Source organism: Exiguobacterium chiriqhucha RW-2, assembly GCF_000416965.1.
In the GTDB taxonomy this organism is placed as follows: domain Bacteria; phylum Bacillota; class Bacilli; order Exiguobacteriales; family Exiguobacteriaceae; genus Exiguobacterium; species Exiguobacterium chiriqhucha.
Genome location: NZ_ATCL01000009.1, coordinates 1 through 24,953, shown reverse-complemented (window position 1 = coordinate 24,953; position 24,953 = coordinate 1). Strand labels below are relative to the sequence as shown.

The window sequence follows — 24,953 nt, the reverse complement described above, 5'->3', positions numbered from 1 at the left end:
TCTAAGGAGGCTCTCTCATATGGAGAAAGAAAAACGTTACATTTTAGCACTTGACCAAGGAACGACAAGCTCACGGGCTATCATCTTCGACCATGACGGGAAAATCGTCACAGTCGCGCAACGTGAGTTCAAACAATACTTCCCGAAACCGGGTTGGGTCGAGCATAACGCGAACGAGATTTGGGGTTCTGTCCTCGCCGTCATGGCCGAGGCGTTCGGGTCGGCTGATATCGATCCAAAAGAGATCGCGGCCATCGGAATCACGAACCAACGGGAAACGGCCGTCGTCTGGGAGAAGTCGACAGGACGCCCGGTCTATAACGCGGTCGTCTGGCAATCGCGGCAAACGGCTGGCATCTGTGACGAGCTGAACGCGGCCGGACACGGGGATTTGTTCCGTGACAAGACGGGCCTCTTGATTGACGCCTACTTCTCAGGAACGAAAGTCAAATGGATTCTCGACAACGTCGAAGGTGCGCGCGAGAAAGCGGAAGCTGGCGATCTCCTTTTCGGGACAATCGACACATGGCTCATCTGGAAGCTCTCAGGCGGTCACGCCCACGTCACGGATTACTCGAACGCCTCACGGACGCTCATGTACAACATTTATGAGCAGAAGTGGGACGATGAGCTCCTCGAGATTTTGACGGTACCAAAATCGATGCTCCCAGAAGTCAAACCGTCGAGTGAAGTATATGCCAACACGATTCCGTACCACTTCTTCGGCTTCGAAGTCCCAATCGCCGGTGCAGCCGGTGACCAACAGGCTGCCCTCTTCGGTCAAGCTTGCTTTGAGTCAGGCGAAGGTAAGAACACGTACGGTACGGGTTGCTTCATGCTCATGAACACGGGTGAAGAAGCCGTCAAATCGAACCACGGATTGCTCACGACAATCGCTTGGGGTTACGGTGGCAAAGTCGAATACGCGCTCGAAGGATCGATCTTCGTCGCCGGTTCGGCCATCCAATGGCTCCGTGACGGACTCCGCATGCTCAAGTCGGCGAAAGATACGGAACAGTACGCCAACCGTGTCGAAACGACTGACGGCGTCTACGTCGTCCCTGCCTTCGTCGGTCTCGGTGCCCCGTACTGGAACTCGGACGTCCGCGGTGCCATCTTCGGCCTCACACGCGGTACGGAGAAAGAACACTTCGTCCGGGCGACGCTCGAATCACTCGCTTATCAGACGCGCGACGTCTTGACGGCGATGGAACAAGATTCTGGCATCGAGTTGAAGACACTCCGCGTCGATGGTGGTGCGGTCAACAACAACTTCCTCATGCAGTTCCAAGCGGACATCTTGAACGTGCCGGTCGAACGTCCGGAAGTGAGCGAGACGACGGCCCTCGGTGCCGCCTACCTCGCCGGACTCGCCGTCGGGTTCTGGAAAGACCAAGCTGAGATTAAACAGCAGTGGAAACTCGACCACCAGTTCGAACCGAACATGGACGAGGCACACCGCGAAAATCTGTATAAAGGCTGGCAACACGCCGTCGAAGCGACGATGGGCTTCAAACCATCGAAACTTGAACTTTAATCGAACGCACGAAAGGGAGCATCCGCCAAGGATGCTCCCTTTTATAATTTCCGTAACCGCAGACGCGGACTCGCCGGCTCGGCGACGAACAAGATGCCGAGCTCATGCGGGTCGGTCTCATACATCGCCCGTTGCACGAAACGGATATCTCCGTTCAAGTTGAGCACCTCGAGCTTGATGTACGGCTTATGGAGCTGGAGCGCCTCATAGAAGCTGCTCCCGCCCGTGATGACCGTCCCGTTCACTTTATAAATCGACTCGCCCGGGATGAGCTGCATCGATTCACCTGGCGAACCCGGGAGCGTGTCGATGATGACCGCGCCCCGGTTGCCGTTGATGAACACTGGTGTCGTCCCGCGGTTCTCTCGCTTGATCATTTGAAGCGCTAGCTCATACAAGACGAACACGACGAGCAAGCCGTAAGCCGCATACGGCACGTCGATGACGTACGACGCCCCGAACAAACCGAGGGCGACGAGCGCGAGCAAGCCGCGATACAGGCTCAGGCGACCGAGGAGCGTCCCTGGCAAGGCCCCGGTCGATAACAGGCTGACCCCGATTGGGATCGGCAAGATGACCGGCACCGGCATGTCGAGACCGAACGACGGTGGCAAAAAGACGACGAGCGGGAAAAACCAAAGCCGTTTGACGACATGTCCGCCGATGAACTGGCCTCGTTTGGACAAGATGAGCGTCGGTGATGTTTCAATCGACCCGTTCCAACGTAAGAGAATCGCTTCCGCCAATGTGACGACGCCGAACACGAGCGCATATACCGGCCACTCGACCTCGGATAGCCGGTCCATCCAGCCCGAGACGGCGCCGTAGTCGACGACGTCACGCAACGCGACCGCCGTCAGCATGAGGAGGAACGGGAACGCCGGGCTGCTGAAACGTGGGTGCATCGTCAAGACGATGAGCGCATACAGCACGCTGAACGTCACGAGCCATTCCCAGTTGACGGTCGTCTCGAGCAAAATCAATGCGGCTGAACCGATGACGGCGAGCAACAGGCTCGGCCACACAAAATGGCGCCAGTCCGACTTCGGCGAACGTCGCCGTGAGCGGAACATGCCTCGCTCCCGTTTGATGCGCGTCATGGATATGTAAGCGAGGGCGACGAGTGTCGCCCAGAGTAGCGGACTACCGATCAAGGTCAACAAAGCAGTAAAACTCATTCGTAGAACGTCCACACTTGTCCAATCCTTTCCCTAATCCTTATTTTGCAGCTTCTTCGAGCGCTCGGTTCAATTGGGCATCGTTCGCCTCATCTTGAATCACCTCGAGCAAGCGTGACTCAAGCGCCGACGCCGTCGCCTCATTGACGACCCCGTCTTCCGGCAAATTGTTGTCGGCTTGGAAGTCGCTGACGGCGCGGGCCATCGTGTCGCCGTAATATCCTGGCTGTCCGCCCGGCTCATAGCCGATGCCCGACAAGACCGTGTGCAGGTTCGACACCGCCTCGCCGTAGTCGCCGACTTTGAGCGAGTCCGTGTCGGCGAGGATGCGGTTCACCCCGAAGTAATCCGGTTGATTGACCTCGACGTCCGGCTCGATGCCTTTCTCGTTAATCCAATTGCCGTCCGGCGTGAGCCATTTGCTCGTCGTCAGCTTCAAGTTGCTGCCGTCCTCTAAATCGAACGCCGTCTGGACGACCCCTTTTCCGAAAGTCTTGTTGCCGATAATCGTTGCACCGGCCCCTTCTTTGAGCGCCCCAGCCAAAATCTCAGATGCCGACGCCGATCCTTCGTCCGTCAAGACGAACAAGTCGTACGGCTTCGCTTCTCGGGCGCGGCCGCTCTGCGACTCGCGTTCCCCGTCCGCGTTCTCAATTTGGACGACCGGTTTATTCGTCGGGACGAACCCTTCGGTCATCTCGATGACGGCCGGAAGCAAGCCACCTGGGTTCCCGCGCACGTCGATGATAAGGCTATCGATGTCTTCTGACTCGAGCGTCTCAAGCTGCTCCAAAAACTCATCGGCCGTCGGCTCAGAGAACTGGGTCACCTCGATATAGCCGATTTTCTTGCCGTCCTGTTCTTTCACTTCTGAATAGACGGTCTCGATCGGAATCGTATCGCGTGTAATCTCATAGTCGGCCTCTTGGCCGCCGCGACGGATCGTGAGCGTGACGACGGTCCCTTTCTCGCCACGGATGAGTTGGACCGCCTCTTCGACGGCCATCCCTTCAATCGATTCCCCGTCAACCGCCGTGATGACGTCTCCAGCTCGGAGACCCGCCTCTTCGGCTGGTGCGCCTTTGATTGGAGCGACGATTAAGATGTCTTCTCCTTTCTTCTCCAAAGTCGCGCCGATTCCTTCAAAGCTCGACTCGATCGAGTCAGTGAACTGTGACGTCTCTTCGGCGTCGAGGAAGTCCGAGTACGGGTCGTCGAGCGCTCCCGTCATCCCGTCGAGGGCACCGGTCAACAAGTCTTCTTCCGAGATATCCTTTAACGAATGCGTCTCGATCAATTGTCGGACTTGGTCGACTTTGTCCCAGCCTTCCGCTTTCGGTTGAATCGGTAACGCTGTATCGGTGAACGCCATCGTCGCGAGCCCAGCACCGGCACCGGCGACGAACGTGGCACCGGCTAGTAATCCTGCGGTTGTATTTTTCACGGGTAGTCCCTCATTTCTCTTTGTCAGTCTTTCATCCAGTATAGCAAAAAGTTCAGAAAAACGGACGTGTTCCAGAAATTTGGAACACGTCCGTCTCATCAGTAACCGATGTATGGACCCGGGTCGACCGCATTCGGTTGCCCTGGCGCCCATTGTCCGCGATGTAATTCGAAGTGGAGATGCGGGCCTGTCGACCAGCCCGTGCTGCCGAGCGTACCGACGGTCTGTCCGGCTCCGACCGTTTGCCCCGACGTGACCGTAATCGCGTCGAGATGGGCATAGACGGTCGTCCATACTTCCCCGCCGACGATATGGGACACGAAGACGACGTTGCCGTAACCGGTCGCCGGGGCCGCCTTGATGACGATGCCTGGTGCCGCCGCGACGATCGGTGTCCCGGTCGCATTGACGAGATCGATGCCACGGTGCGACTCCGCCACGCCCGTGAGCGGGTTTTGCCGCGGGCCGAAAGGGCTCGACACGTAGCCGGATACCGGCCGCACGAACGAGGTCGCCGGTCCCGTCACGTCCGTCGGGGTTTCCACAGGCGGTGGGGTTGTTGGAGCAGGAGCTGGGGCGGTTGGCGCTTTGTCGTCTGCCCGCTTGTCCGCTTCCGCTTTGGCATCAGCTCGTGCTCTCGCCTCTGCCTCGGCTCTTGCCTGTGCTTCTGCTTGGGCCTTGGCCTTCGCTTCGGCCTCGGCGCGGGCGGCGGCTTCCCGCTCCGCTTGGGCGATCGCTTCGAGTTGACCGGCGATGATCCGGCTCTGCTCACTCATGAGCGCCTGTTCTTCTTCACGGCTCATCTTCTCAAGCTCGAGTAGTTCGACTTGTTCGTTCAGTTCCGACAACAAACCCTGCTTTTGTTCAGCGGCGACGTCGAGCGCCTGTTTCGTCACGACGAGTTCCCGCTCTTTCTGTTTAAGGAACGAGAGCTGGGTCCGCTGCCGTGCTTCGAGCGCTTCGAGCCGCTCGACTTCACTCATGTAACTATGTATGAGGTCCCGGTCCTGATCGGCAATCGTCTGCGCGGTCAAGAGCCGCGTTACGAAGTCTCCGAATGAACGGGACTCGAAGACGACTTGGAGATAGGACTGGTCCTCATGTACTTGAAGCACACGAAGACGCTCACTAAGGAGCGCCTTCTGGCTTTCGAGGTACTGCCCTTGGGCAGTGAGTTGATCACGGGTTTCCTCGAGCTCGGTGCGCGCCGCGTCCGCTTCTTCCTGTTGGACGGCGATCTGTTCACTTAAGCCTTCGAGACGCTCATTGACGGCGCGGATTTCTGTCGTGACCGCGTCGCGTTCCGCCTCGGTGACTTCGAGCTCGGCGTCCGTCTCGTCTTGCGCTTTCTTGGATTCCTCCAATTGATTGGATAAACGATCTTGTCGTGCTTTCAGCGTGTCTTTCTCCGTCGCCCATACAGGCGAGGCAAGTAGCGTCAAACTCAATCCAAGCGCAAGCGAACGTTTCATCCGCCAACTCCTCCTCATATTTAAATTAGATTAGACTTTCAAGAATCGACCGAGCGATGTCGTCGAACCCCAGATCCCGATGAAGGCACCGAGCGCTAAGAGGACGAGTGACACTTGCGTCGTCAAAATCGATGGATCAATCAATTTAAATATATCACTATTCAGTTGATCTAGCGATGGTTGTAAAGCACTATATGCGACGTCATAACCGAAGTAGATGACGGCGATCGGGATGAGCGCACCGAATACACCGAGGAGAAGCCCTTCGATGAAGAACGGCCAGCGAATGAAGCTGTTTTTCGCTCCGACGAGACGCATGATCTCGATTTCGCGACGGCGTGAGAAAATCGTCATCTTGATCGTGTTCGAGATGAGGAACATCGCCATGAGCGTGAGACCGACGATCAATACGAGTCCGCCGATGCGAATCCCGTTGAAGAAGGCGAACATCTTGTCGATATAGTCCTGTCCATATGTGACCTTATCGACGTTAGCGAGCGATTGCACCGCATCAGCGACCGTCTCCGTGTTGAGCGGGTCTGACGCCTTGACGATATAGCGGTCGTGGAGCGGGTTGTCCTTCTCGACCGTCCCGTAGGCGTTCGCATCTTCCCCGAGTTGGTTGCGGAAGTTCTCCAGTTCATCCTCTTTCGAGCTGAACGTGACCGATTCGACGCCTGGAATCTGCTCTAAGTTCTCACCGAGCTTCTCGACGTTCGCTTCCTCCGCGGTCCGGGTGACGAATACTTGAATCTCGACGTCGCTCTCGACGTTCTCTGAAATCTCATTGACGTTGAACATGACGAGGGCGAATACCCCGACGAGTAACAAGGTGATGGTAACGGCACTGATGGCCGCGAATGTCATCCAACCGTTGCGTAGTGTTCCCTTGAACCCTTCGCGCAGATGACGTAATCCACTTTTAAATATCATAGCCATATGCTCCTTTCTCTTCATCGCGTACGACTTTCCCGTTCTCGATCGCGATGACGCGATGGCGGATCTTGTCGACGATATCACGGTTGTGGGTCGCCATGACGATGGTTGCACCGCGACGGTGAATCTCTTGGAACACTTCCATGATGCCCCAAGCCGTGTCCGGGTCTAAGTTACCCGTCGGCTCGTCGGCGATGATGAGCTTTGGCTTATTGACGATGGCACGAGCAATCGACACACGCTGTTGCTCCCCACCCGATAGTTCATCCGGATAGTTGCGCGCCTTATGTTTCAGTCCGACAAGGTTCAACACGTCCATGACCTGCTTACGCATCGTGTTCGTGTCGGCCTGTACGACTTCGAGAGCGAACGCGACGTTCTCATATACCGTGAGTGACGGCAACAACTTATAGTCTTGGAAGATGACGCCGAGTTGACGGCGTAATTTCGGGACGTGGCGGTTTTTCAACTTGCCGACGTCAATCCCGTCAATCAAAAGAAGACCGCTCGACGGTTTCTCCTCCCGATAAATCATCTTCATAAACGTCGATTTCCCGGCGCCGGATGGTCCGACGACGTATAAGAATTCGCCGTCTTGAATCTCTAACTCGAGGTCATCGACGGCGACGACGCCGTTTGGATATACTTTGCTGACTTTTTGCATCGAAATCATAACGTATTCCCTACCCTTTTTATATATTTTTTATGCATCTATCACGTTTCATGCATCTATGACGAAGATTGGATTAGTTAGTTAAGTGAATATTTTCGTCTAGCCTCTGTTCTACACGATAAGCACTCGTCCTGTCAAGGGACCCTGTTCGTGCCAACCTGACCCAAAAAGGCGACAGGCAATATAGTTCAAGCGCCTACAATTATAGCAATCGGACTTTTAAATAACCATTACAGGAATGTTTCAGTTGGATTGAGTTCGGTGTGAAATTGTCGCGTTGAAGACAGATTTCACGACTCGGACACATATGATGAAACGCACATTCAAAAGCTACCCGCGTTCGCAACTCCCTCGCTTCAATCACTGACAATCCGGATTCAGTCGAGATTGAAGGAAACAAAAAAACCACGAGTCGTCTCGTGGTTCCCCATGATTATTTTTTCTCGGCGAGCCAAGCGGCGACAGCCGTGATTTCTTCTTCGTCTTCAATCACATTCGCAGGCATAGCGCCTTTCCCGTTTTTGATGACTTCTTCAATTTCACTGGCCGATAGACGTGAGCCGACGTCCGAGAGTTTCGGACCGCTCATCCCTTCTAGATTTGCGCCGTGACATGCCGCACAGTTTTGTGCGTAGACCGCTTCCGCGTCGACCGACGCCGTGTTGGCGCCGTCCCCGTTGCTCGTCGACTCTTCTTCATCGCCACCGCCGCACGCACCGAGCGTGAGCATGGCGCCAAGTCCAATCGCCATCATCCATTTCTTCATAATAGGGTTCCCCTCCTAAGTTGTAGAAATAACCTACTTTTACCATTATAGCCGTTATGAACCGCTTTCTAACCTAACTCACGAAAAATACACAAAGATTCCACAACTTAGGGAACGTTGATATAGCGTTTGTCCGACGTGAACCCTTGCCCCATCACCTCGTGCGCCTCACTGAAGATGAGGAACGCATCGGGATCGATGCGGCGAATGATTTCTTTCAGCCGGCTCACTTCGTTCTGGCGGACGACGACGAGGAGCATCGGGCGCTCGAGACGCGAGTACGCCCCGATCGCTTGTATCTCCGTCGCGCCCCGGTCGAGCTCATCGAAGACGGCGCGCGTGATGACGTCCCGTTTCTCTGAGATGACATACGCCATCTTGTCCTGCGTGAAGCCGAGCTGGACGAAGTCGATCATCTTGATCGTAATGAAGAGGGCGATCAGTGCATACAGTCCCGTCGTGAACGAGAACGTGACAGCAGCGACGAGGACGACCGCCCCGTCGAGGATGGCGATACAGAGGTAGAGCGGGATGTGGGTGAACTTATGTAAGATTTGCGCGAGCAAATCCATCCCACCGGTCGAGGCCCGTCCCCGGAAGATGAGCCCGAGACCGATGCCGACGCCTGCCCCGCCAAAAATGGCCGCGAGCAACGTGTCATTGACGGCCGCACCCGCGTCAATCGCTTCATAAAATAAGATCACGCCCGGTAAAAAAATCGACCCGACGAGTGACTTCACGCCGAAGCCTAGCCCGAGAATCATCCAGCCGACGAGGAGGAGCAACACGTTCGACACGAGCTGGAACGCCCCTGGCGAGATGTTGAACAGCTCGTACGTGATGATTGAGATCCCGCTGACGCCGCCCGAGGCGAGGTTGTTCGGCAATAGGAACAAACTGAACGCCGAGGCGACGAAGACGGACCCGGTCAGTAAATAGATATAGTCTTTGACGATTTGCTTCATTAAAGGTTTTCTCCTCTACATACAACGTGGCCCAAAGACGTCAGTCCTTGAGCCACTTGCATCACATATTTGTCTTGCGGAGGTAAGCGTCGATGAAGCCCATGATGTCGCCATCCATGACGCCGCTCGTGTTCCCGACTTCATAACTCGTGCGGTGGTCCTTGACCATCGCGTACGGGTGGAAGACGTACGAACGGATTTGGCTGCCCCAACCGATGTCTGTCTTCTCGCCGCGGATCTCATCGAGTTTGCGTTGCTGCTCGTCGAGTTCGCGTTGATACAGTTTCGCCTTGAGCATCTTCATCGCTGCTTCGCGGTTCTTGATTTGCGAACGCTCGGCTTGACACGAGACGACGACGCCCGTCGGCACGTGCGTGATCCGGACGGCCGAGTCGGTCGTGTTGATGTGCTGACCGCCGGCGCCTGACGCGCGGTACGTATCGATCCGGAGGTCTTCGGTCTTCACTTCGATTTCGATGTCGTCATTGAATTCCGGCATGACGTCACACGAGACGAACGACGTATGGCGGCGGCCCGACGAATCGAACGGCGAGATGCGGACGAGACGGTGAATCCCTTTCTCCGCCTTCAAGTAGCCGTAGGCGTTATGCCCGACGATGCGGAGCGTGACCGACTTGACGCCGGCTTCTTCGCCCGGCAGATAGTCGACCGTCTCGACTTTCCAGCCTTGCTTGTCCGCGAAGCGTTGGTACATCCGAAGCAGGAGCGAGGCCCAGTCTTGCGACTCGGTACCGCCCGCCCCCGGGTGAAGCTCGAGGATGGCGTTATTGGCGTCGTACGGTCCGTTCAAGAGGATTTCGAGTTCGAACGCGTCGAAATCGGCCTTGAGCGCCGTGACCATCTCTCCTAATTCACCTTGCATCTCGGCGTCCGGCTCTTCTTTGATCAGTTCGAGCGTGACTTCGCCGTCTTCATGCCCATCGGCGAGCTCTTGGTATTTGTCGACCATCGCTTTGAGCGCGTTCGACTCGTCGATGACTTTCTGCGCCTTCTCTTGGCTGTCCCAGAAGTCTGGGTACGTCATCTCGTTCTCGAGCTCGGCGATGCGAGCCTGCTTCTCTGTCAGGTTGAGCGATTGGCGATAATTCTCGAGGCGTTTCGCCATCGCCTCGAGTTCGTTGCGAATATCTGAAATTTCCATAGTGTAGGTCACCTTTCCGTAGGAAAGAGGCGAGCGGACTCGCCTCTTTCAAAATTAAGCCTGTTGTTTGCCGTGGCAGTTTTTGAACTTCTTGCCTGAACCACACCAGCACGGGTCGTTGCGCCCGAGCCGTTGGTCTTCCGTGCGACGGACCGGCTTTTTCTTGAGTGGCGTGTCGTCCTTGCCAGACACCGCCACTTCCTCCTCGACGACTTTCTCGCGTCGGAGGTTGTCGCCGACTTCAGCACGAAGCACGAAGCCGGTCACTTCTTCGGAGATGGCCACGTTCATCGCGTCGAACATGTTGACGCCTTCCGCCTGATACTCGCGGAGCGGGTCGTTCTGTCCATAGGCACGCAAGTGAATCCCTTGACGGAGTTGGTCCATGTGGTCGATGTGTGCCATCCAGTGTGAGTCAACGGCACGGAGCACGATGATCTTCTCGAACTCGTTGAAGCGTTCCGGCGGCGCGAGTTGGCGTTTCGCCTCATACTGCGCGGTCGTGCGTTCGCTCAAGAGCTCGATGATCTCTTCGCGCTCTTTGCCGTAGAAGTCCTTACCTTCGACCGGCTGCTCGAGGGCGAGCGTCTGGTTGGCCCAGTGCGCGAGCTCATCGATGTTCCACTCTTCCGGCACGAGCTCGAGCGGTGTATATTGTGCGACGCCCGTCTCGACCGTCTCTTGAATCATCGAACGGACGATGTTCGTGACCGATTCGTTCTCGAGGATGCTGGCCCGGTCTTTGTACATGACTTTCCGTTGGTCGGCCATGACGTTATCGTAACCGAGGAGCTGTTTCCGAGCGTCATAGTTGTTCCCTTCGACACGTTTCTGGGCCGACTCGACCGCTTTCGAGACCATACGGCTCTCAATCGGTTGCGTGTCGTCCATACCGAGGCGCTCCATCATGTTCTGGAGGCTGTCCGTTCCGAAGCGGCGCATGAGCTCATCTTCGAGTGACAAGTAGAACTGGGATTTACCCGGGTCCCCTTGTCGTCCGGCCCGTCCACGGAGCTGATTGTCAATCCGGCGTGATTCGTGGCGCTCGGTCCCGACGATATATAATCCGCCGAGCTCGATGACGCCTTCGCCGAGCTTAATGTCGGTTCCGCGTCCTGCCATGTTCGTCGCGATCGTGACCGAACCTTTTTGGCCGGCGTTCTCGACGATTTCGGCCTCACGGGCGTGGTTCTTCGCGTTCAAGACTTCGTGTTTGATTTTCTTCTTCGAGAGAAGCTTGCTCAAATGCTCCGACGTCTCGACGGCGACCGTCCCGACGAGGACCGGTTGTCCCGTCGCGTGGGCTGCCATAATTTCTTCGACGACAGCTTTGAACTTGCCATCCATCGATTTGAAGATGAGATCCGAACGGTCTTCTCGAAGGATCGGTTTGTTCGTCGGGATCGTTACGACCTGCATGTTGTAAATGTTACGGAATTCTTCTTCCTCTGTCTTCGCCGTTCCGGTCATCCCGGCCAGCTTCTCATACATACGGAAGTAGTTCTGGTACGTGATCGTCGCGAGCGTCATCGATTCACGCTGAATCTCGACGCCTTCTTTCGCTTCGATCGCCTGGTGCAACCCTTCCGAGTAGCGGCGTCCGTCCATGACCCGACCGGTGAACTGGTCGATGATCATGACTTGGCCGTCACGGACCATGTAGTCGACGTCATGATGCATGACGGCGTTGGCACGAAGGGCGAGCCCGACGTGGTGGTTGACCGAGACGTGCTCGATCGCGAACAAGTTGTCGATGCCAAAGAACTTCTCGGCGAGGTCGACCCCTTTGTCCGTGAGGAGAACCGACTTCGTCTTCACGTCGACCGTGTAGTCGTCCTCGATTTTGAGCGTGCGGACGAAAGCATCGGCCCGTGTGTAAAGCTCTGTCGATTTTTGGGCCGAACCCGAGATGATGAGCGGGGTCCGCGCCTCATCGACGAGAATCGAGTCGACTTCATCGACGATTGTGAAGTAGAGCTCGCGTTGGACACGGTCTTCTTTATAAAGGACCATGTTGTCACGCAAGTAGTCGAAACCGAGCTCGTTGTTCGTCGAGTAGGTGATGTCACAGTTATACGCCGCCTGCTTCTCGACACGGTCCATGTTCGACACGTTGAGGCCGACCGAAAGACCGAGTGCGAAGTAGAGCGGTTCCATGAGTTCTTTGTCACGGCGAGCCAAATATTCGTTAACCGTCACGACGTGGACGCCGCGGCCCGTGAGCGCGTTCAAATATACCGGAAGGGTCGCGACAAGCGTCTTCCCTTCCCCGGTCTTCATCTCAGCGATGTCACCGTTATGGAGCACGTAGCCCCCGATGAGCTGGACACGGTAGTGGCGCATGCCGAGCACACGCTCAGACGCCTCGCGACAGACCGCGAACGCTTCTGGCAAGATATCATCAAGCGTCTCGCCCTTGTCCAAACGCTCCCGGAACTCAATCGACTTCGCCTGAAGTGCTTCGTCAGACAATGCCTTAATCGGTTCGGCGAACGACTCGACGAGGTCGGCCGCTTTTTCTGCTTTTTTCAATACTCGTTTCTGTGGAGCAAATAAATCTTTCAAAAAGTTCGCCATACGCTTTATCTCCTCTGCATTCACTGAAAAATGCATGTTTTTTCCCTAATGTACAGTTTAACCGAAGTGACCCTCGCTTTCAAGGAAAGGCCAAACGAAACGGCCCTCCGAGTTGGAGGGCCGTGTGGTTTCAAGGTTAAATTATTCTGGTTCGATCAAGCCGTATTTCCCGTCTTTACGACGATAGACGACGTTCGTGTTGCCCGTTTCTGCGTCTGAGAAGACGAAGAAGCTGTGGCCGAGCATGTCCATCTGAAGAATCGCTTCTTCCGTATCCATCGGTTTGAGCGTGAAACGCTTCGTCCGCACGAGTTCGAGTTCTGCCTCGTCCTCGTCGTAGACGACCACGTCCTCAGGACCTTCGAGTGACTTGAAGTACTCGCCGATACCGCCATCTTTGGCACGTGATTTACGGTTGAGTTTCGTTTTGTGCTTACGGATTTGACGTTCCAATTTATCGACGACGAGGTCAATCGCCGCGTACATGTCGAGGTTTGTTTCCTCAGCACGGAGCAACAAGTTCGGCATCGGGATCGTCACTTCCACCTTTTGCTTCTCATTGTACACTTTCAAGTTGACGTAAGCCGTCTGTGCATCCGTAGGAGTTGTGAAATACCGAGTCAATTTGTCCAACTTTTTCTCGACATAGTCTTGAATAGCTGGTGTGACTTCAATGTTTTCGCCGCGAATGTTATAAATCATCTGAACTCCTCCTTAAAATAACCGCTTGACCCAATGATTCGTCGATCTGGACCGAATCTCCTGCTTCATTTCTGAAAAGAAAGTGGAACCAGGTGGCTCATTTATAGTATACCCCGAATTCAAATCGTTTGAAAACGTTATCATCAGAAAATAATGACAATTTTGTTCCGATTGCGTCGTCTTCAACTTGAATCGGCGGTATAAAAAGAAACTACCCGTTCTGCCGGTTCTTAAACGCGATTTTGATTCGAAGGACGCTATGTAAGAAAAATAAAAAGCCGGCTCCACGAGGGAACCGGCTTACGGCTTGAAATTATAATTTTGTAACGTTAGCCGCTTGTGGGCCACGCTCGCCATCAACGATTTCAAATTCTACCTCTTGACCTTCGTCAAGTGATTTGTAGCCGTCAGTTTGGATTGCAGAGAAGTGTACGAATACGTCTTTGCCGCCTTCTACTTCGATGAATCCAAAACCTTTTTCTGAGTTAAACCATTTTACTTTACCTACCATGTGTAAATCCATTCCTTTCACCATTGAAGAATACAGAGGCTTTCCCTCTATCGGTAATCTTACCACCTTCTTGGAAGCGTGACAAACACTTTCTCATATTTTTGTAAATGAATCGTCTTTTGGCTTACATTGGAATTCTATTCCCCTACTTTTCATATAGAGTTATTGAATTTACATATTTTGTGATATATCATGAAAGGGATGATTTAGGTTTGTACGCCATCTGGGCGAGCCGAGCCTGAAAATCTAATACGAAAAGGACGGTGCAGCCATATGCGCCCCTACCATTCCGAGGAAAAGTACCGTATTACGAAGCGGACTGTAGCCATCCTACCTTGTTATGAGATGTCCGCTCAATCGCGCGTCATTCTCGAGGACGGCTCTGAGATTACGACCCCGCTCCGGCCTTACCAGCTCCTACAGCTCTCATGCCGCCAGTACAGCAGTTCGATCGAGGAGCGCATCTTCGTCGCCAAGCGCGTCGCCGGAATCAAAGGCAAAGTGCCTGTCGTCATCGAACCGACGTCCGGGCTCGTCTTCTTCCCGACGATGTCCCCGAAGCGTCCTGAATGTGAATGGTACGCCTGGTCGCACGTCCGTGACATCACGAGTGACCCGATCGAGTCGAAAGGCTTGGTCGTCACCCAGAACGGTCACCGGATTGCCACGAACGCGACCTCATACGTCCTCCGCAATCAATTGAAAGCGACGGGCGAACTCGTCGCCCGGTTCCAACAATTAAACCAGAGCGCAACGCTCAACTCTTGACCCTTCCGTCGAATCGACGGGAGGTTTTTTTCTGTCGGTTTCGCTTCACTTTTTGAAAAAGAGGTCGATATATTGGTCGAGGTGACAACTATGCAAATCCAAGCCCCCATGACCGCGGCCGTTGCGGTCACAGCCGGCATCCAGACGAATCGCATCTATAAAGCCGAGCTCGTCAAACAGACCGGACCCGACTCCGGGATCGTCAAAATCAATGGCGAGCACGTCGAGGTCACGTTCGAGGGCGGGCTCCCGAAGACGAACCCGTTCCAACTGACACTCGCCGAACAAGACGGCCAGCTCATCGCGACGATTGTCGTCAAGCCTGAACCCGAGACGCCGGACATGCCGACCAGTCAACCGGTAAAACTCGATACGAAAATTCAGGCGTTGCTCGCATCGCTCCCGCCCGAGGTCCGGAGCGCCGTCAGCCGTTTGCTCCAATCAGGACGGCTGCCGATGAACGAGGACACGGTGCGTCTGCTCGAAACCGTCTTCAAAGGTGACATGCGCGATGCCGTCCTTTGGCTGAAGACAGTTGAGGCGCCGACGCTCCCGCGTGATGTCGCGCGCGATCTCGCCGTCGCGTCATTAGATGAAGCGAGACAACAAATCAAACCACCGGCACCTGACGCGCCGTACCCGCAGAAAGAACGGTTCATCGAGCACGTCAATCTGTCACGCCCCGTCAGCGAGCGCATGACCCCGACACCGGAGACGGTCGATCGGCTCATCAACGCGTTGCCGGAGCCGCGCCCGACGCGAATCGAACCGCGTGAGGCGTTACCGCCCGTCCTCGGACGCCCGGTGCTCGTCAAAGAAGTGACGACGCATCTCGCGACCGTGACGAACACGTTCCGAAGCGAACAAGTGACGGTGACGAAACAGCTCGGCCAAGTCGCCGCCCTCGTCGAGACGAACCCGCATCAGGCACGTCCCGCACTCGAGACGGTATCGACCCGCTTGACGCAGCTCATCCAAAAGACGGACGCCCTGTTACATACGAGCGCGACCCAAGAGAAGGCGCTCGTCGTGATGACGGCGAAACTCGACGTCGCCCTCGGCCTGCTGTCGACGAAACCGGCCGAGAGCGCCGTGCTCATCAAAGAAGTGCGCGCCAGCTTGAACGAGTTCCGGTACGTGCCGAACCACGTCCGGCTCGAATACATCCCGCATCAGGCGACCCGCGCCGGTGAACTGCCGCGCGTCACGCCGTTCAAGGTCGACCCGAACCTATCGGGCCGCGTCATCCAAGAGACGGCGCAGCGCGTCCAGGCGTCGACGTTGTCATTGAAAGCCGACGCGGCGACACCCGAGGCACAACGACTCGCCTCGTTCTTCCAAGTCCAACAGACGTTGAACCGGTTGGACGGTGGGCAGCTCCATCAGCTCATCCTTGCCTTGCCGGCGAAAGTCCAAGAGATTGACACCGGCATCCACGTCCATATCCAAAACCGTGAGGCCGGGGACGTCGTCGACTGGGAGAACAGCGTGCTCTACATTCGGCTCGAGACGCCACGGCTCGGTGAGATTGGCGTCAAGCTCGAAGCGATCGACCGGAATCTCCGGCTCACGCTCGAACACGATGACCCGACCGTCGAGGCACTCGCGCGTCCCCTGCTCGGCAAGATCGAGACGACGCTCGAGGCGATCGGCTACAAGAGCGTGACGACCCAGTTCCGCCCATTGACGAAGTCCGACCGACCGGAGACCGAGCGCCCGACGCTCGAGACGACCGGCTATGATTTCCGCATCTAGGAGGCTGTTATGTATCAACGCATGGATTTGACGAAACGCAAGACGGCCGCCGTCGTCCGCTATGACGAGACGATTGACCGTGCCCCGGTCATCGTCGCCCGCGGGACGGGTGCCGTCGCCGATAAAATCTTAGATGAGGCGAGAGCGCGCGGCGTCGCCATCGAGCATGACCATTCGCTCCTTGGCCACCTGCTTGACCTCGACCTCGGGGACGCGATTCCGCCCCAACTGTATGACGTCATGGCCGAAGTGCTATTACTGATTGAAGAACTCGACACTATCAAAGGAGATCCATCATGAAATCGAACCGATTATACGAAATGAGCCCGGAAGAGCTGACCCAAGCGATGCTCCACGCGCTCGTCTATCACTATGCAAACGCCAGGACAGCGACCATCGCCGAACGCAATCGCCACTTACGTCAAGCACGCGAATTGCTCGCGAAGCTCCATCAAGGCCTCCACGACGGTGGCGGCATCATCTCGGCTCAACTCGATGAGCTTTACCTCTATATGGCAAAATCAAGCCTTGAGGCGTTGATCGAGCAAGACATGGACAAAATCGAAGAGCTCCACGGCCTCGCGACCGAGCTCGACCAGACCTGGGGCGAGGCAATCGAGAACGCTCGTCTGAAACCCGTACCGGCAGGAGGAAACCGTTATGAAAATTACCAATAACGTCCAAGCACTGAAAGCCTACTCGTCGCTCACTCTTAACCAAGCGACGATGAAGAAGACGATGGACCGCCTCTCGAGCGGTGTCCGCATCAATAAGGCGTCCGATGACGCGGCCGGGCTCGCCATCTCCGAGAAGATGCGCATCCGGCTCGACTCGCTGTCGATGGCCGAACGCAACACGCTCGACGGCATCTCACTCACCCAGACGCTCGAAGGCGGGATGAGCGAGACGCATTCCCTCCTGCAGCGGATGCGGGAGCTGTCGGTCCAAGCGTCGAACGGGACGTTGAGCGGTGATGACGCCAAGGCGATTCAAGACGAGATTTCAGCGCTCACCGATGAAGTGACCCGAATCGCCGAGACGACCGAGTTCAACTCGAAGAAGATCATGAACGGTGACTATATCGCCGGCAATGAGACGCTCTTCTTCCAACTCGGGGCCGGTAGCGGTGAAGGTGTCGTCTTGAACGTCGACGACATGCGTGCTGCCGCACTCGGGATTGACGGCTTGGACGTGACCACACCAGGTGGCGCCAACGACGCCATCGCCAAGTTTGACGCCGCCATCCAAAAGGTCTCGCTCGAACGTTCGAAGCTCGGTGCTATCCAGAACCGGCTCGAGGCGAATGTGAGCGTCGTGACGATTGGTTCTGAGAACTTGACGGCTTCCGAGTCACGCATCCGCGACGCCGACATGGCGCGCGAGATGATGGACTTCGCCCGCCTCAACATCTTGAATCAGTCCGGCATGGCGATGATCGCCCAGTCGAACGCATTGCCGCAAGGCGTGCTACAATTGTTGAACTAACTTAAGGAAGGACGGATCCCTATGGACATTCGTCGCATCATGGAGACACAGTCGCTTCACGGCGCCGGCAAGGCGAAACGCCCCGAGGCTGAGCCCGGCGTCTCGTTCCAGAACGTCATCGGTCAAAAACGTGAGGACCGCGAGCATGAGCGCTTCCAACGCCAAATCGCGGCCATCCAAGAGAAAGGCGAGCTCCTCGCCGAGAGCCAGACGGTCGAGTCACTCGCTGAATATAAGCAGCTCATTAAAGACTTTATGAAAGACGCCGTTGACGCGGCACTCCGCCTCGAGGACAAACGCGGCTTCAACCGCCGTGGCCGAGCCAAAATTTATAAGATTGTCGAACAAGTCGACCAGAAGCTACTTGCCTTGACCGATCAAGTCATCTCGGGCGAAGCATCACGTTTGTCGCTCCTCGATCAAGTCGGTGAGATTCGCGGCCTGCTCGTCAACGTATACGTGTGAGGTGAGAATATGGCAGAACATATCTTTTCGAAAAAAGTGAAATGTCCGTATTGTTTGAAACAGAGTGAGACACCGCGCGTTTTGTCGCGCCACATCCGACCGCAGGAAGTCGCGAAGGACGGATATACGACTTACGGCGGCGCCAACCCATATTTTTATGAGCCGACCGTCTGCAGCCATTGTCATCTCGTCTTCCACGATTCGTTCGATAAGGTGAGGAAGACACATCGTGAGGCGCTCGAGACGGGTTACTTCAATCGGGTCAACGCCGATGCGCTCGCGGGCGACCGTTCGGCCGAACACGTCATCCGGCTCTACAAGTTCGCCGTCATGACAGCCCAATTGAGCGGCCAAAAACCGTCCGTCGTCGCCATGCTCGGCATGCGCCTCGTCTGGATGTATCGCTTGACGGGCGACGAGTCGTCCGAGAAGGAATGGATGAAGCGGACGCTCGACAAGTACAACGAGGTACAGGAGGCATACACGGATCAAATCCGGACCGGCCTCCCGTACGATCAGCTCATGCTGCGAATCGCCGACTTGTCGGCCGCGCTCGGTCTATATGAAGACGCGAGGCGTTGGTACGGCATCTTGCTCGGCAGTAAGGAAGTGTCGGAGCGAATCCGTACCCAGGCCCGGTCACATTGGGAAGACTTTAGAATCGAACATGCCTAAAAGGGAGAGCCACGGCTCTCCCTTTTGGCATACAAAAAAACCGCGCTCATCCACTCACGGGCAAACGCGGTCGGCTCTCTTCATGAGTAAACCCCCAAACCGAAAGGAGATATACGCGACATGACTCACGTCAAAACCTAAACAGGGCACCCAAGAACCGATTGCGCGGCGGCGTGTTACAAGGTTCATTCTCAATTATTTTTATCACGTTCAGATTGGGGTATGCTTATGAGGAATCCAAAGGAGGTCATTCCATGTTTGAAACTCGCTATATCGAAACGGTACGCTCGATTTTTCAGGAACAGAAACAGCTCGCCGAAGACGCGTTGAACCAAGTGAACGACGAGGATATGCATCGTGTGCTCGCGAAAGACACACTCTCGCTCGCGGTCATCGTGCAGCACATCTCGAACAACATGAAATCCCGCTGGACCGATTTTTTGACGACGGACGGCGAGAAGCCGAACCGGAACCGCGACGCCGAGTTCGAGGACCAACAACAATCCCGCGCCGAACTGATGGCGACGTGGGACGAACGTTGGCAGCTATTGGACGACGTGCTATCGAGTCTCACGCCGGAAGACCTCAGTAAGACCGTTTTCATCCGTGGTGAGGAAAAGACCGTCATCTGGGCAATTGAGAAGCAAGTGTCGCACTACAGTTATCATGTCGGACAGATCGTCTATCTCGCGAAGCTGTTCGCCGGTGAGAACTGGAACGTGTTGACAATCCCGTTGCCACATCAACGAAAATAAGAGACTCGCATCGCGGAGATATTCGTTCTCTTATTTAGTGATGTCGATTGTATATCCATATCGCTCCTCGGCAATTTTACGGAACTAATCATTAGAAAATCCTTCCACAACAAAAGGATAGCAAATGGCCGCACCAGTTCCCTGGAGCGGCCATCCTTTATTTCTCGACGTTGATTGTATATTCGTAGCGGGATTCCCCGATTGACTCATAGTTCGTGTCCGACGGTCCGTCAATGACGACTTTCAGGTCCGCTAACTCTTCCGGCATCGCCTTGACGAAGAAGAGGACGTTCCCTTCCTTCTTCACTTTCCCGAGGAACTCGCCGCCGACGTCATCCGAGAACCACAAGTCAGCTGACACTTGCTCCCCTGTGTTCGTCACGAGCGTCGCCTGGTCCGGATAGAAATTGACCGTCTCATCAATCGTATTCTCCACGAGCATGTTCATCGCGACGACTGTCACTTCTTCTTGTCCATCAAACGAGTCGCTGTACGCTTCGTTGACAGTGAGTCGGGACGTCTGTACTTTATCGATGGCAAAGTTGATGGAGCCAATCGTCTCTTTAATGTCGAGCGCTTTGTTCTTCATATAAATCTGGTTCGACCCAAGTTCGCTCTCCTGCACTTCTACTTCTTCTGTTGATTCTACCACTGGTTCTTCCGTCGTTTCGGCTTCGACGACTTCCTCCGTGTCGGTCGTCGTCTTCAGTTCATCGGCTTCCCCGCAGCCTACAAGCAGTGTTAAAGGTAAAGCGAGGAGCAATCCATATCGTTTCATGTTCATCTTCATTCTCTCCTTTTCCGTGTGAGTGGTGGTTGATAAGATAAGCATACTGGATTGTCTAGCATGACCGGTGTAAGAAAACGTATAGGGTTATTACCCCATACAAATAAAAGTCAAGGCCCGTGATTGGACCTTGACTTTAACTGACTTATCCTCGTGATTTGAGCTCTTCTTCTTCATATGGATCGGGACCGTCCTCGATTGGCGCATCGTCTTCGATGTACGCTTCAAGTTTAGGGTCACGTTCCACATATTCATCATACGCCCCTTCTGGACCATAGACGAAGTAACGACGGTTTTTCACAGACTCAGGTTTCACTTTTTTCTCACTCATCTCGTTTCCCTCCCCTTTCCAGAAAAGAAGCAACGGTTACAGTGGTATTTACCCGGTTTTCTACCGGTTTAAATGGTATTGAGTCGATTGTAAATGAAATCAGACATCTTTGCATCCCTATCAAATGGAATGAAACTTTTTAGTAATCGGGTCGTAAATGATGATAACAAATACATGAGGGGACGATATAGATGATGTTATTGAAAATAGGATTCGTTCGTGGCGTGAAGTGGTTCGCGCTATTCGGATTGCTTGCAACGTATCAGTGGTGGAGTGGAAATATGGAAGGCGTACATAATATGCTCGTCTATGGCGGGATGGCATTTTTCCTTGGTCTGACAAGCGTCATCTACGAAGTGAAACGTTGGTCGTTCCCGAAACAGATTTTGATTCATTGGACCACGATGCATGTGACGATTCTGCCGCTCGTCATATTCAGTGGTTTTCTACCGGTGACGTCGTTACATGATGCCCTATTGGTTTACTTGAAGTTTAATGTGAGCGGGTTGATTTTGTTCACCTTGTCTAGAACCCTGTTGAAAGTACGACGACAAGTCAAATCTTCATGAACGAAAACAGCTCGAAGGCGCGCCTTCGAGCTGTTTCATGTCTGTTGATCGAATAATCCTGAGAAGTTCGAATCGACGTCTTCGTACGGGTCGACGTACGACTTGACCGTTTTCCGTTCTTGTCGCGCCGTCCCGAGCGTCATCCCGAGCCGTTGGTGCTCCGCCTCAATCAAACGTGCGATCTGTTGACTATCATCGACGAGCTGACGAATCACCGTCTGGTCAGCATCCTTCAAGTTCGGTCCGTGCGCCGCAAGCAACTGCTCGCGGTCATCGAGCAACTCATGGATTTGATCCATCCACGTGTCATATGTCGGCTCTTCCGGCACTTTCGCTAGTAAATCTTTTAATCGCTGTGTTTTGAAGATGATCTCATCGATGGGTCTCATGCTTGCTTCGCGAGTTTCATCGCTTCCTTCCACGTGTCGCGGAGTTCCGTCGTGAAATCGAGCACTTCGTCGAGAATCGTCGTGTCGTTCTTGACATTCGCATCGACGAGACGGCGCCACATGTACTCATAGAGCGAATCCAAATTCGCGGAGACGGCGATTTTTTTATTCAGTGTCAGACGAAGCTCTTGGAAGATGGCTTGCGTCTTTTGGATGTTCGTGTTCTTCAAATCTGAATTCCCTTGCTCGATGGCGAGTTTGGCGAGGCGCATGAACTTGAGCGCCCCATCATAAAGCATGAGCGTCAATTCTTGCGAATTTGCGGTCGTGACCGCACTATTTTGATATGCTGCATATGGGTTGGATACCATTTAAATTCCTCCTCTTACATGCCTCCGCCTAAGAACTGTTGCAGTGAGGCGGCTTGTGAGTTCGCCTGGTTCATGGCCGTTTCCATCGCTGCAAAGCGACGGTAATAGGCATTTTCTTTATCGATTAACAAATCATTTAATCGTCTAATCCGAGTATCGATTTCTGTCATTTCGCGCCCCATCGAATATGTCGGTGCACCAGAGCCTTCCGCGCCGGCAATCCGTGTGATCGACGAACGTGAGCTAGTTGCAGCATCACGAACTTGTGTGAGTAACCCACTCTTCGTATTGGCGAATAACTGATATACTTGGTCTGGATCTTTTTCGATAGCGGCTTTGAGTTTTTCTTCGTTCAACTCAATTTTCCCACCGTTTGTGAAGTCTGCTCCGGTTGATAGACCGATTTGAAACAATTGGCGCATGTCTGTGTCGTTCGTCGCGATTGAAGTGCTTGACCAATTACTCCGGAGCGAGTCCATTGCCCCTCGAATAATTGTATCACCTCGTAACATCCCACTCATCGCTTTTTCTTCCCATTTTTTAACTTCGTCATCTGACAATTCATCACGCTGTGCTTGCGTAAGTGGCGCAAATGAACGGAAACGATCTTCTTTTACTTTTTTGTTCATAAGATCGATTGTTTCATTATATTTATCAACAAACGCTTTTATGTTATCAAAGACTTTCTGTGTGTCAGTTGCCGCAGAAAGAGTAACTGCACCTTCGCCTGCCGTAAACTGCGACTTTAACGTTATCGTCATATTATCAATTGTCACAGTGTTCGAGCTTTGTGTCATGGAAATGCCATTCACTATAAAATTAGCGTTCATTCCTTTTTGTGGAACGGCTGCCGGATCAATCCCTAAAGCAGCTTTGGTAGTAGCATCAAATTCGATAATCGCATCTTCACCCGTTTGTTTTTGAGTAAGTGACAACTTCCCAGAAACCGGCTCAAAAAATGCGGAAATCCCTGAATCTTTTCCATTTAAAGCAGTTACTAAATTCTCCATAGTAGCATCTTCTGCTACTTGAATGGTTTTAAAATCGCCACCGCTGACGGAACGAATTTGCACTTGATAACCGGAAGTATAGGTTGCGGTTGCTCCGATAGGTACATCTGTCCCATCGTTCATCGTTACTTTCCCTGTCGCTTCATCGTAAGTATAGGTTGATGCATCAATAGGATTACTCGTTGCATCTTTCAAAGTGATTGTTGTCCCTGCTCTTGGTTTTGGCGAGAGTGTCCATTCCTTTGTAACGGTAGATAATGTCACTTCTTGAGTGGCCGATTGCAAGTTCATATCTGCAACTTTTGTTGTCTTTGTAACTGCATTCCCATTTTTGTCTTTTGGTTCGACAACTTGGGTTGCAGCTGTCGCAAGCTGACCAACGGATTCAATACGAATTGCTGTGTTACCGCTCGATGGTCCTGCTACAACTGAGACGCGTGACTCATCAGATGAACTAGAAGTTTTTGCATAGAAGTTTCGACTGAACATCAAATCGACTGCACTGTTCCGGAGTGTCATGAGTGATCGGTTAATTTCACGATACGCATCACGCTTCCATTCGGTGGTCTGTTTTTTCTGTTCAAGTTTATCGACGGGGACTCGCTCTGCTTGCATCAATTGTTTAATAATTGTATCAGTATCAATCCCACTAGCTAGTCCGCCGAATCGGATAGGTGTTGTCATGATTTGCCTCCTTTATACACGTTCATCGAACAATCGATTGAATTCCATGAAAGCAGCAAAAAAATCAAGTGATTTTTTGCTAGGAATTTCTCTAATAACTTCGTTATTAGTGTCTACAATTTGAATGTAGTAATCATTTAACTTTTCGTGCTTAACAAATTTCAACCCCGCTCGTTGCAAATCTAATGATTGGTTAGCTTTTTCGATTGCTGTTTCTAGTTTTGTAACATGCTGAGGAGTTGGCAAAACTACAAATCCCTCAGTAGCCAACCGTGTTTGAGAATCCTCACTAAATATATTTTTTGTTTGTTCATACGGTAATACTGAAGATGGCAAATGAAGGCGAATTTCCGAAATCGTAGAGCTCATTTTTATACTCCCCTTTACTATATTCATAATTAGTATCGGCAATAAATACCTAACTCTTCACTTATTGATGAAGAGTTTTCTTTACTCAATTTATGTAATGTATTTTTTGTACTAAAAAACAGAAACAATCGTCACAGGATTGTTTCTGTTTTTGGATGAAATTAGACACCTATCATTTAGTTGATTATGTGGATAGTTTTCTTTACATATTTTTGTCCGTTTTTAATGGTGATGACCGCTAACCCAGTGGTTGCACTTGAAGGTACTAATAAAACGCCATCACCACTAACAACTAATCGACTCGGGACTGAACTGATATAGGTGGTTCCAGTCGATCCTAGAGTTAAATCTTCAGTTCTCAATAAATAAATCCCTTGAACAGATAGAGAATAGGACTCTCCTCTTCTAAGATAAATTGTAGAATCAGAAACCATTAATTCTTTAAGTGTGTTGTAAGGATTCTCTGAAACGGTCACCGTAATCTTGTGACTCACAACCCCATTTTTTACAGTAATGGTTACTATTCCATAAGTTGCTCCCGCCGGGACCGTCAAGAGGCCCTCGGCGTCCACGCTCACCCGGCTCGGCACAGAGCTCACATATGTCGTCCCCTCTGT

At 53.3% G+C, this 24,953-nt stretch carries 28 protein-coding genes; 10 read left to right on the top strand and 18 right to left on the bottom strand.

The window, feature by feature from the left end:
- Positions 1 to 19: 19 nt before the first annotated feature.
- Positions 20 to 1,537: a glycerol kinase GlpK gene (gene glpK, locus M467_RS17425; RefSeq protein ID WP_021065422.1), complete on the top strand. Its 1,518-nt coding sequence runs from the start codon at positions 20 to 22 to the stop codon at positions 1,535 to 1,537.
- A gap of 41 nt (positions 1,538 to 1,578) precedes the next feature.
- Here the strand turns inward: glpK and M467_RS17420 are convergent, their stop codons facing one another.
- The 11 genes from M467_RS17420 to cspD all read right to left on the bottom strand — a co-directional run bounded on the left by M467_RS17420 (position 1,579) and on the right by cspD (position 13,923).
- Positions 1,579 to 2,715 carry a PDZ domain-containing protein gene (locus tag M467_RS17420; protein ID WP_031199785.1) on the bottom strand — a complete coding sequence of 379 codons (1,137 nt, stop codon included), beginning with the start codon at positions 2,713 to 2,715 and terminating at the stop codon, positions 1,579 to 1,581.
- A 40-nt stretch (positions 2,716 to 2,755) separates the two neighbouring features.
- Positions 2,756 to 4,159 (bottom strand): S41 family peptidase, encoded by a 1,404-nt coding sequence (locus tag M467_RS17415; protein ID WP_021065420.1) that lies wholly within the window; start codon positions 4,157 to 4,159, stop codon positions 2,756 to 2,758.
- 98 nt (positions 4,160 to 4,257) lie between these two features.
- The gene (locus tag M467_RS17410) at positions 4,258 to 5,631 is read right to left on the bottom strand and encodes a murein hydrolase activator EnvC family protein (protein WP_021065419.1); all 1,374 of its coding nucleotides are present in this window, start codon (positions 5,629 to 5,631) and stop codon (positions 4,258 to 4,260) included.
- Between the two features lie 30 nt (positions 5,632 to 5,661).
- On the bottom strand, positions 5,662 to 6,564 hold the full coding sequence (ftsX, locus tag M467_RS17405) for a permease-like cell division protein FtsX (protein WP_021065418.1): 903 nt from the start codon (positions 6,562 to 6,564) through the stop codon (positions 5,662 to 5,664).
- Positions 6,554 to 7,240 carry a cell division ATP-binding protein FtsE gene (gene ftsE / locus M467_RS17400; RefSeq protein WP_021065417.1) on the bottom strand — a complete coding sequence of 229 codons (687 nt, stop codon included), beginning with the start codon at positions 7,238 to 7,240 and terminating at the stop codon, positions 6,554 to 6,556. The genes ftsX and ftsE overlap by 11 nt, the downstream gene beginning before the upstream one ends.
- A gap of 433 nt (positions 7,241 to 7,673) precedes the next feature.
- Positions 7,674 to 8,006 (bottom strand): cytochrome c551, encoded by a 333-nt coding sequence (gene cccB / locus M467_RS17395; RefSeq protein ID WP_021065416.1) that lies wholly within the window; start codon positions 8,004 to 8,006, stop codon positions 7,674 to 7,676.
- Between the two features lie 107 nt (positions 8,007 to 8,113).
- Positions 8,114 to 8,971, bottom strand: coding sequence for a YitT family protein (locus M467_RS17390; RefSeq protein WP_021065415.1), 858 nt, complete (start codon positions 8,969 to 8,971; stop codon positions 8,114 to 8,116).
- Positions 8,972 to 9,032: 61 nt separating this feature from the next.
- A complete protein-coding gene (gene prfB / locus M467_RS17385) occupies positions 9,033 to 10,133 on the bottom strand; it encodes a peptide chain release factor 2 (RefSeq protein ID WP_021065414.1) in 1,101 nt (366 codons plus the stop codon).
- A 54-nt stretch (positions 10,134 to 10,187) separates the two neighbouring features.
- Positions 10,188 to 12,710 (bottom strand): preprotein translocase subunit SecA, encoded by a 2,523-nt coding sequence (secA, locus tag M467_RS17380; RefSeq protein ID WP_021065413.1) that lies wholly within the window; start codon positions 12,708 to 12,710, stop codon positions 10,188 to 10,190.
- A 141-nt stretch (positions 12,711 to 12,851) separates the two neighbouring features.
- Positions 12,852 to 13,412, bottom strand: coding sequence for a ribosome hibernation-promoting factor, HPF/YfiA family (hpf, locus tag M467_RS17375; protein WP_021065412.1), 561 nt, complete (start codon positions 13,410 to 13,412; stop codon positions 12,852 to 12,854).
- Between the two features lie 313 nt (positions 13,413 to 13,725).
- Entirely contained in the window at positions 13,726 to 13,923 is a 198-nt protein-coding gene (cspD, locus tag M467_RS17370; RefSeq protein ID WP_021065411.1) for a cold-shock protein CspD, read from the bottom strand.
- Positions 13,924 to 14,196: 273 nt separating this feature from the next.
- Here cspD and M467_RS17365 point away from each other — a divergent pair, with 273 nt between their 5' ends.
- From M467_RS17365 to M467_RS17330, 8 genes are all read left to right on the top strand, one after another.
- Complete coding sequence (locus M467_RS17365) at positions 14,197 to 14,691, top strand: competence protein ComK (protein ID WP_031199784.1); 495 nt, start codon at positions 14,197 to 14,199, stop codon at positions 14,689 to 14,691.
- A gap of 90 nt (positions 14,692 to 14,781) precedes the next feature.
- Positions 14,782 to 16,446 carry a hypothetical protein gene (locus tag M467_RS17360; protein WP_021065409.1) on the top strand — a complete coding sequence of 555 codons (1,665 nt, stop codon included), beginning with the start codon at positions 14,782 to 14,784 and terminating at the stop codon, positions 16,444 to 16,446.
- Positions 16,447 to 16,455: 9 nt separating this feature from the next.
- Entirely contained in the window at positions 16,456 to 16,746 is a 291-nt protein-coding gene (locus M467_RS17355) for an EscU/YscU/HrcU family type III secretion system export apparatus switch protein (protein WP_021065408.1), read from the top strand.
- Positions 16,743 to 17,123 carry a flagellar protein FliS gene (locus M467_RS17350; RefSeq protein ID WP_021065407.1) on the top strand — a complete coding sequence of 127 codons (381 nt, stop codon included), beginning with the start codon at positions 16,743 to 16,745 and terminating at the stop codon, positions 17,121 to 17,123. Before M467_RS17355 ends, M467_RS17350 begins: the two co-directional genes overlap by 4 nt.
- The gene (locus M467_RS17345) at positions 17,107 to 17,931 is read left to right on the top strand and encodes a flagellin N-terminal helical domain-containing protein (protein WP_021065406.1); all 825 of its coding nucleotides are present in this window, start codon (positions 17,107 to 17,109) and stop codon (positions 17,929 to 17,931) included. The genes M467_RS17350 and M467_RS17345 overlap by 17 nt, the downstream gene beginning before the upstream one ends.
- A gap of 21 nt (positions 17,932 to 17,952) precedes the next feature.
- Positions 17,953 to 18,396: a YaaR family protein gene (locus tag M467_RS17340; protein WP_021065405.1), complete on the top strand. Its 444-nt coding sequence runs from the start codon at positions 17,953 to 17,955 to the stop codon at positions 18,394 to 18,396.
- 9 nt (positions 18,397 to 18,405) lie between these two features.
- Positions 18,406 to 19,071 carry a DUF2225 domain-containing protein gene (locus tag M467_RS17335; RefSeq protein ID WP_021065404.1) on the top strand — a complete coding sequence of 222 codons (666 nt, stop codon included), beginning with the start codon at positions 18,406 to 18,408 and terminating at the stop codon, positions 19,069 to 19,071.
- 254 nt (positions 19,072 to 19,325) lie between these two features.
- Positions 19,326 to 19,826 (top strand): DUF1572 family protein, encoded by a 501-nt coding sequence (locus M467_RS17330; protein WP_021065403.1) that lies wholly within the window; start codon positions 19,326 to 19,328, stop codon positions 19,824 to 19,826.
- Between the two features lie 157 nt (positions 19,827 to 19,983).
- Here M467_RS17330 and M467_RS17325 read toward each other — a convergent pair whose 3' ends face one another.
- Both M467_RS17325 and M467_RS17320 read right to left on the bottom strand, forming a co-directional pair.
- Entirely contained in the window at positions 19,984 to 20,610 is a 627-nt protein-coding gene (locus tag M467_RS17325; protein WP_021065402.1) for a hypothetical protein, read from the bottom strand.
- Between the two features lie 148 nt (positions 20,611 to 20,758).
- Positions 20,759 to 20,944, bottom strand: a complete 186-nt coding sequence (locus tag M467_RS17320; RefSeq protein ID WP_021065401.1) for a hypothetical protein — start codon at positions 20,942 to 20,944, stop codon at positions 20,759 to 20,761.
- Positions 20,945 to 21,135: 191 nt separating this feature from the next.
- Between M467_RS17320 and M467_RS31380 the strand changes: the two genes are divergently transcribed.
- Entirely contained in the window at positions 21,136 to 21,513 is a 378-nt protein-coding gene (locus M467_RS31380; RefSeq protein WP_021065400.1) for a DUF3021 family protein, read from the top strand.
- 35 nt (positions 21,514 to 21,548) lie between these two features.
- Here M467_RS31380 and M467_RS17315 read toward each other — a convergent pair whose 3' ends face one another.
- The 5 genes from M467_RS17315 to M467_RS31685 all read right to left on the bottom strand — a co-directional run.
- The gene (locus tag M467_RS17315; RefSeq protein WP_021065399.1) at positions 21,549 to 21,902 is read right to left on the bottom strand and encodes a flagellar protein FliT; all 354 of its coding nucleotides are present in this window, start codon (positions 21,900 to 21,902) and stop codon (positions 21,549 to 21,551) included.
- Positions 21,899 to 22,273 carry a flagellar export chaperone FliS gene (gene fliS / locus M467_RS17310; RefSeq protein ID WP_021065398.1) on the bottom strand — a complete coding sequence of 125 codons (375 nt, stop codon included), beginning with the start codon at positions 22,271 to 22,273 and terminating at the stop codon, positions 21,899 to 21,901. Before fliS ends, M467_RS17315 begins: the two co-directional genes overlap by 4 nt.
- A 14-nt stretch (positions 22,274 to 22,287) precedes the next feature.
- Positions 22,288 to 23,967 carry a flagellar filament capping protein FliD gene (fliD, locus tag M467_RS17305; RefSeq protein ID WP_021065397.1) on the bottom strand — a complete coding sequence of 560 codons (1,680 nt, stop codon included), beginning with the start codon at positions 23,965 to 23,967 and terminating at the stop codon, positions 22,288 to 22,290.
- 12 nt (positions 23,968 to 23,979) lie between these two features.
- Entirely contained in the window at positions 23,980 to 24,336 is a 357-nt protein-coding gene (locus M467_RS17300; RefSeq protein ID WP_021065396.1) for a flagellar protein FlaG, read from the bottom strand.
- A gap of 176 nt (positions 24,337 to 24,512) precedes the next feature.
- The coding region (locus M467_RS31685) for a hypothetical protein (protein WP_235045155.1) at positions 24,513 to 24,953 on the bottom strand (441 nt) is incomplete at its 5' end.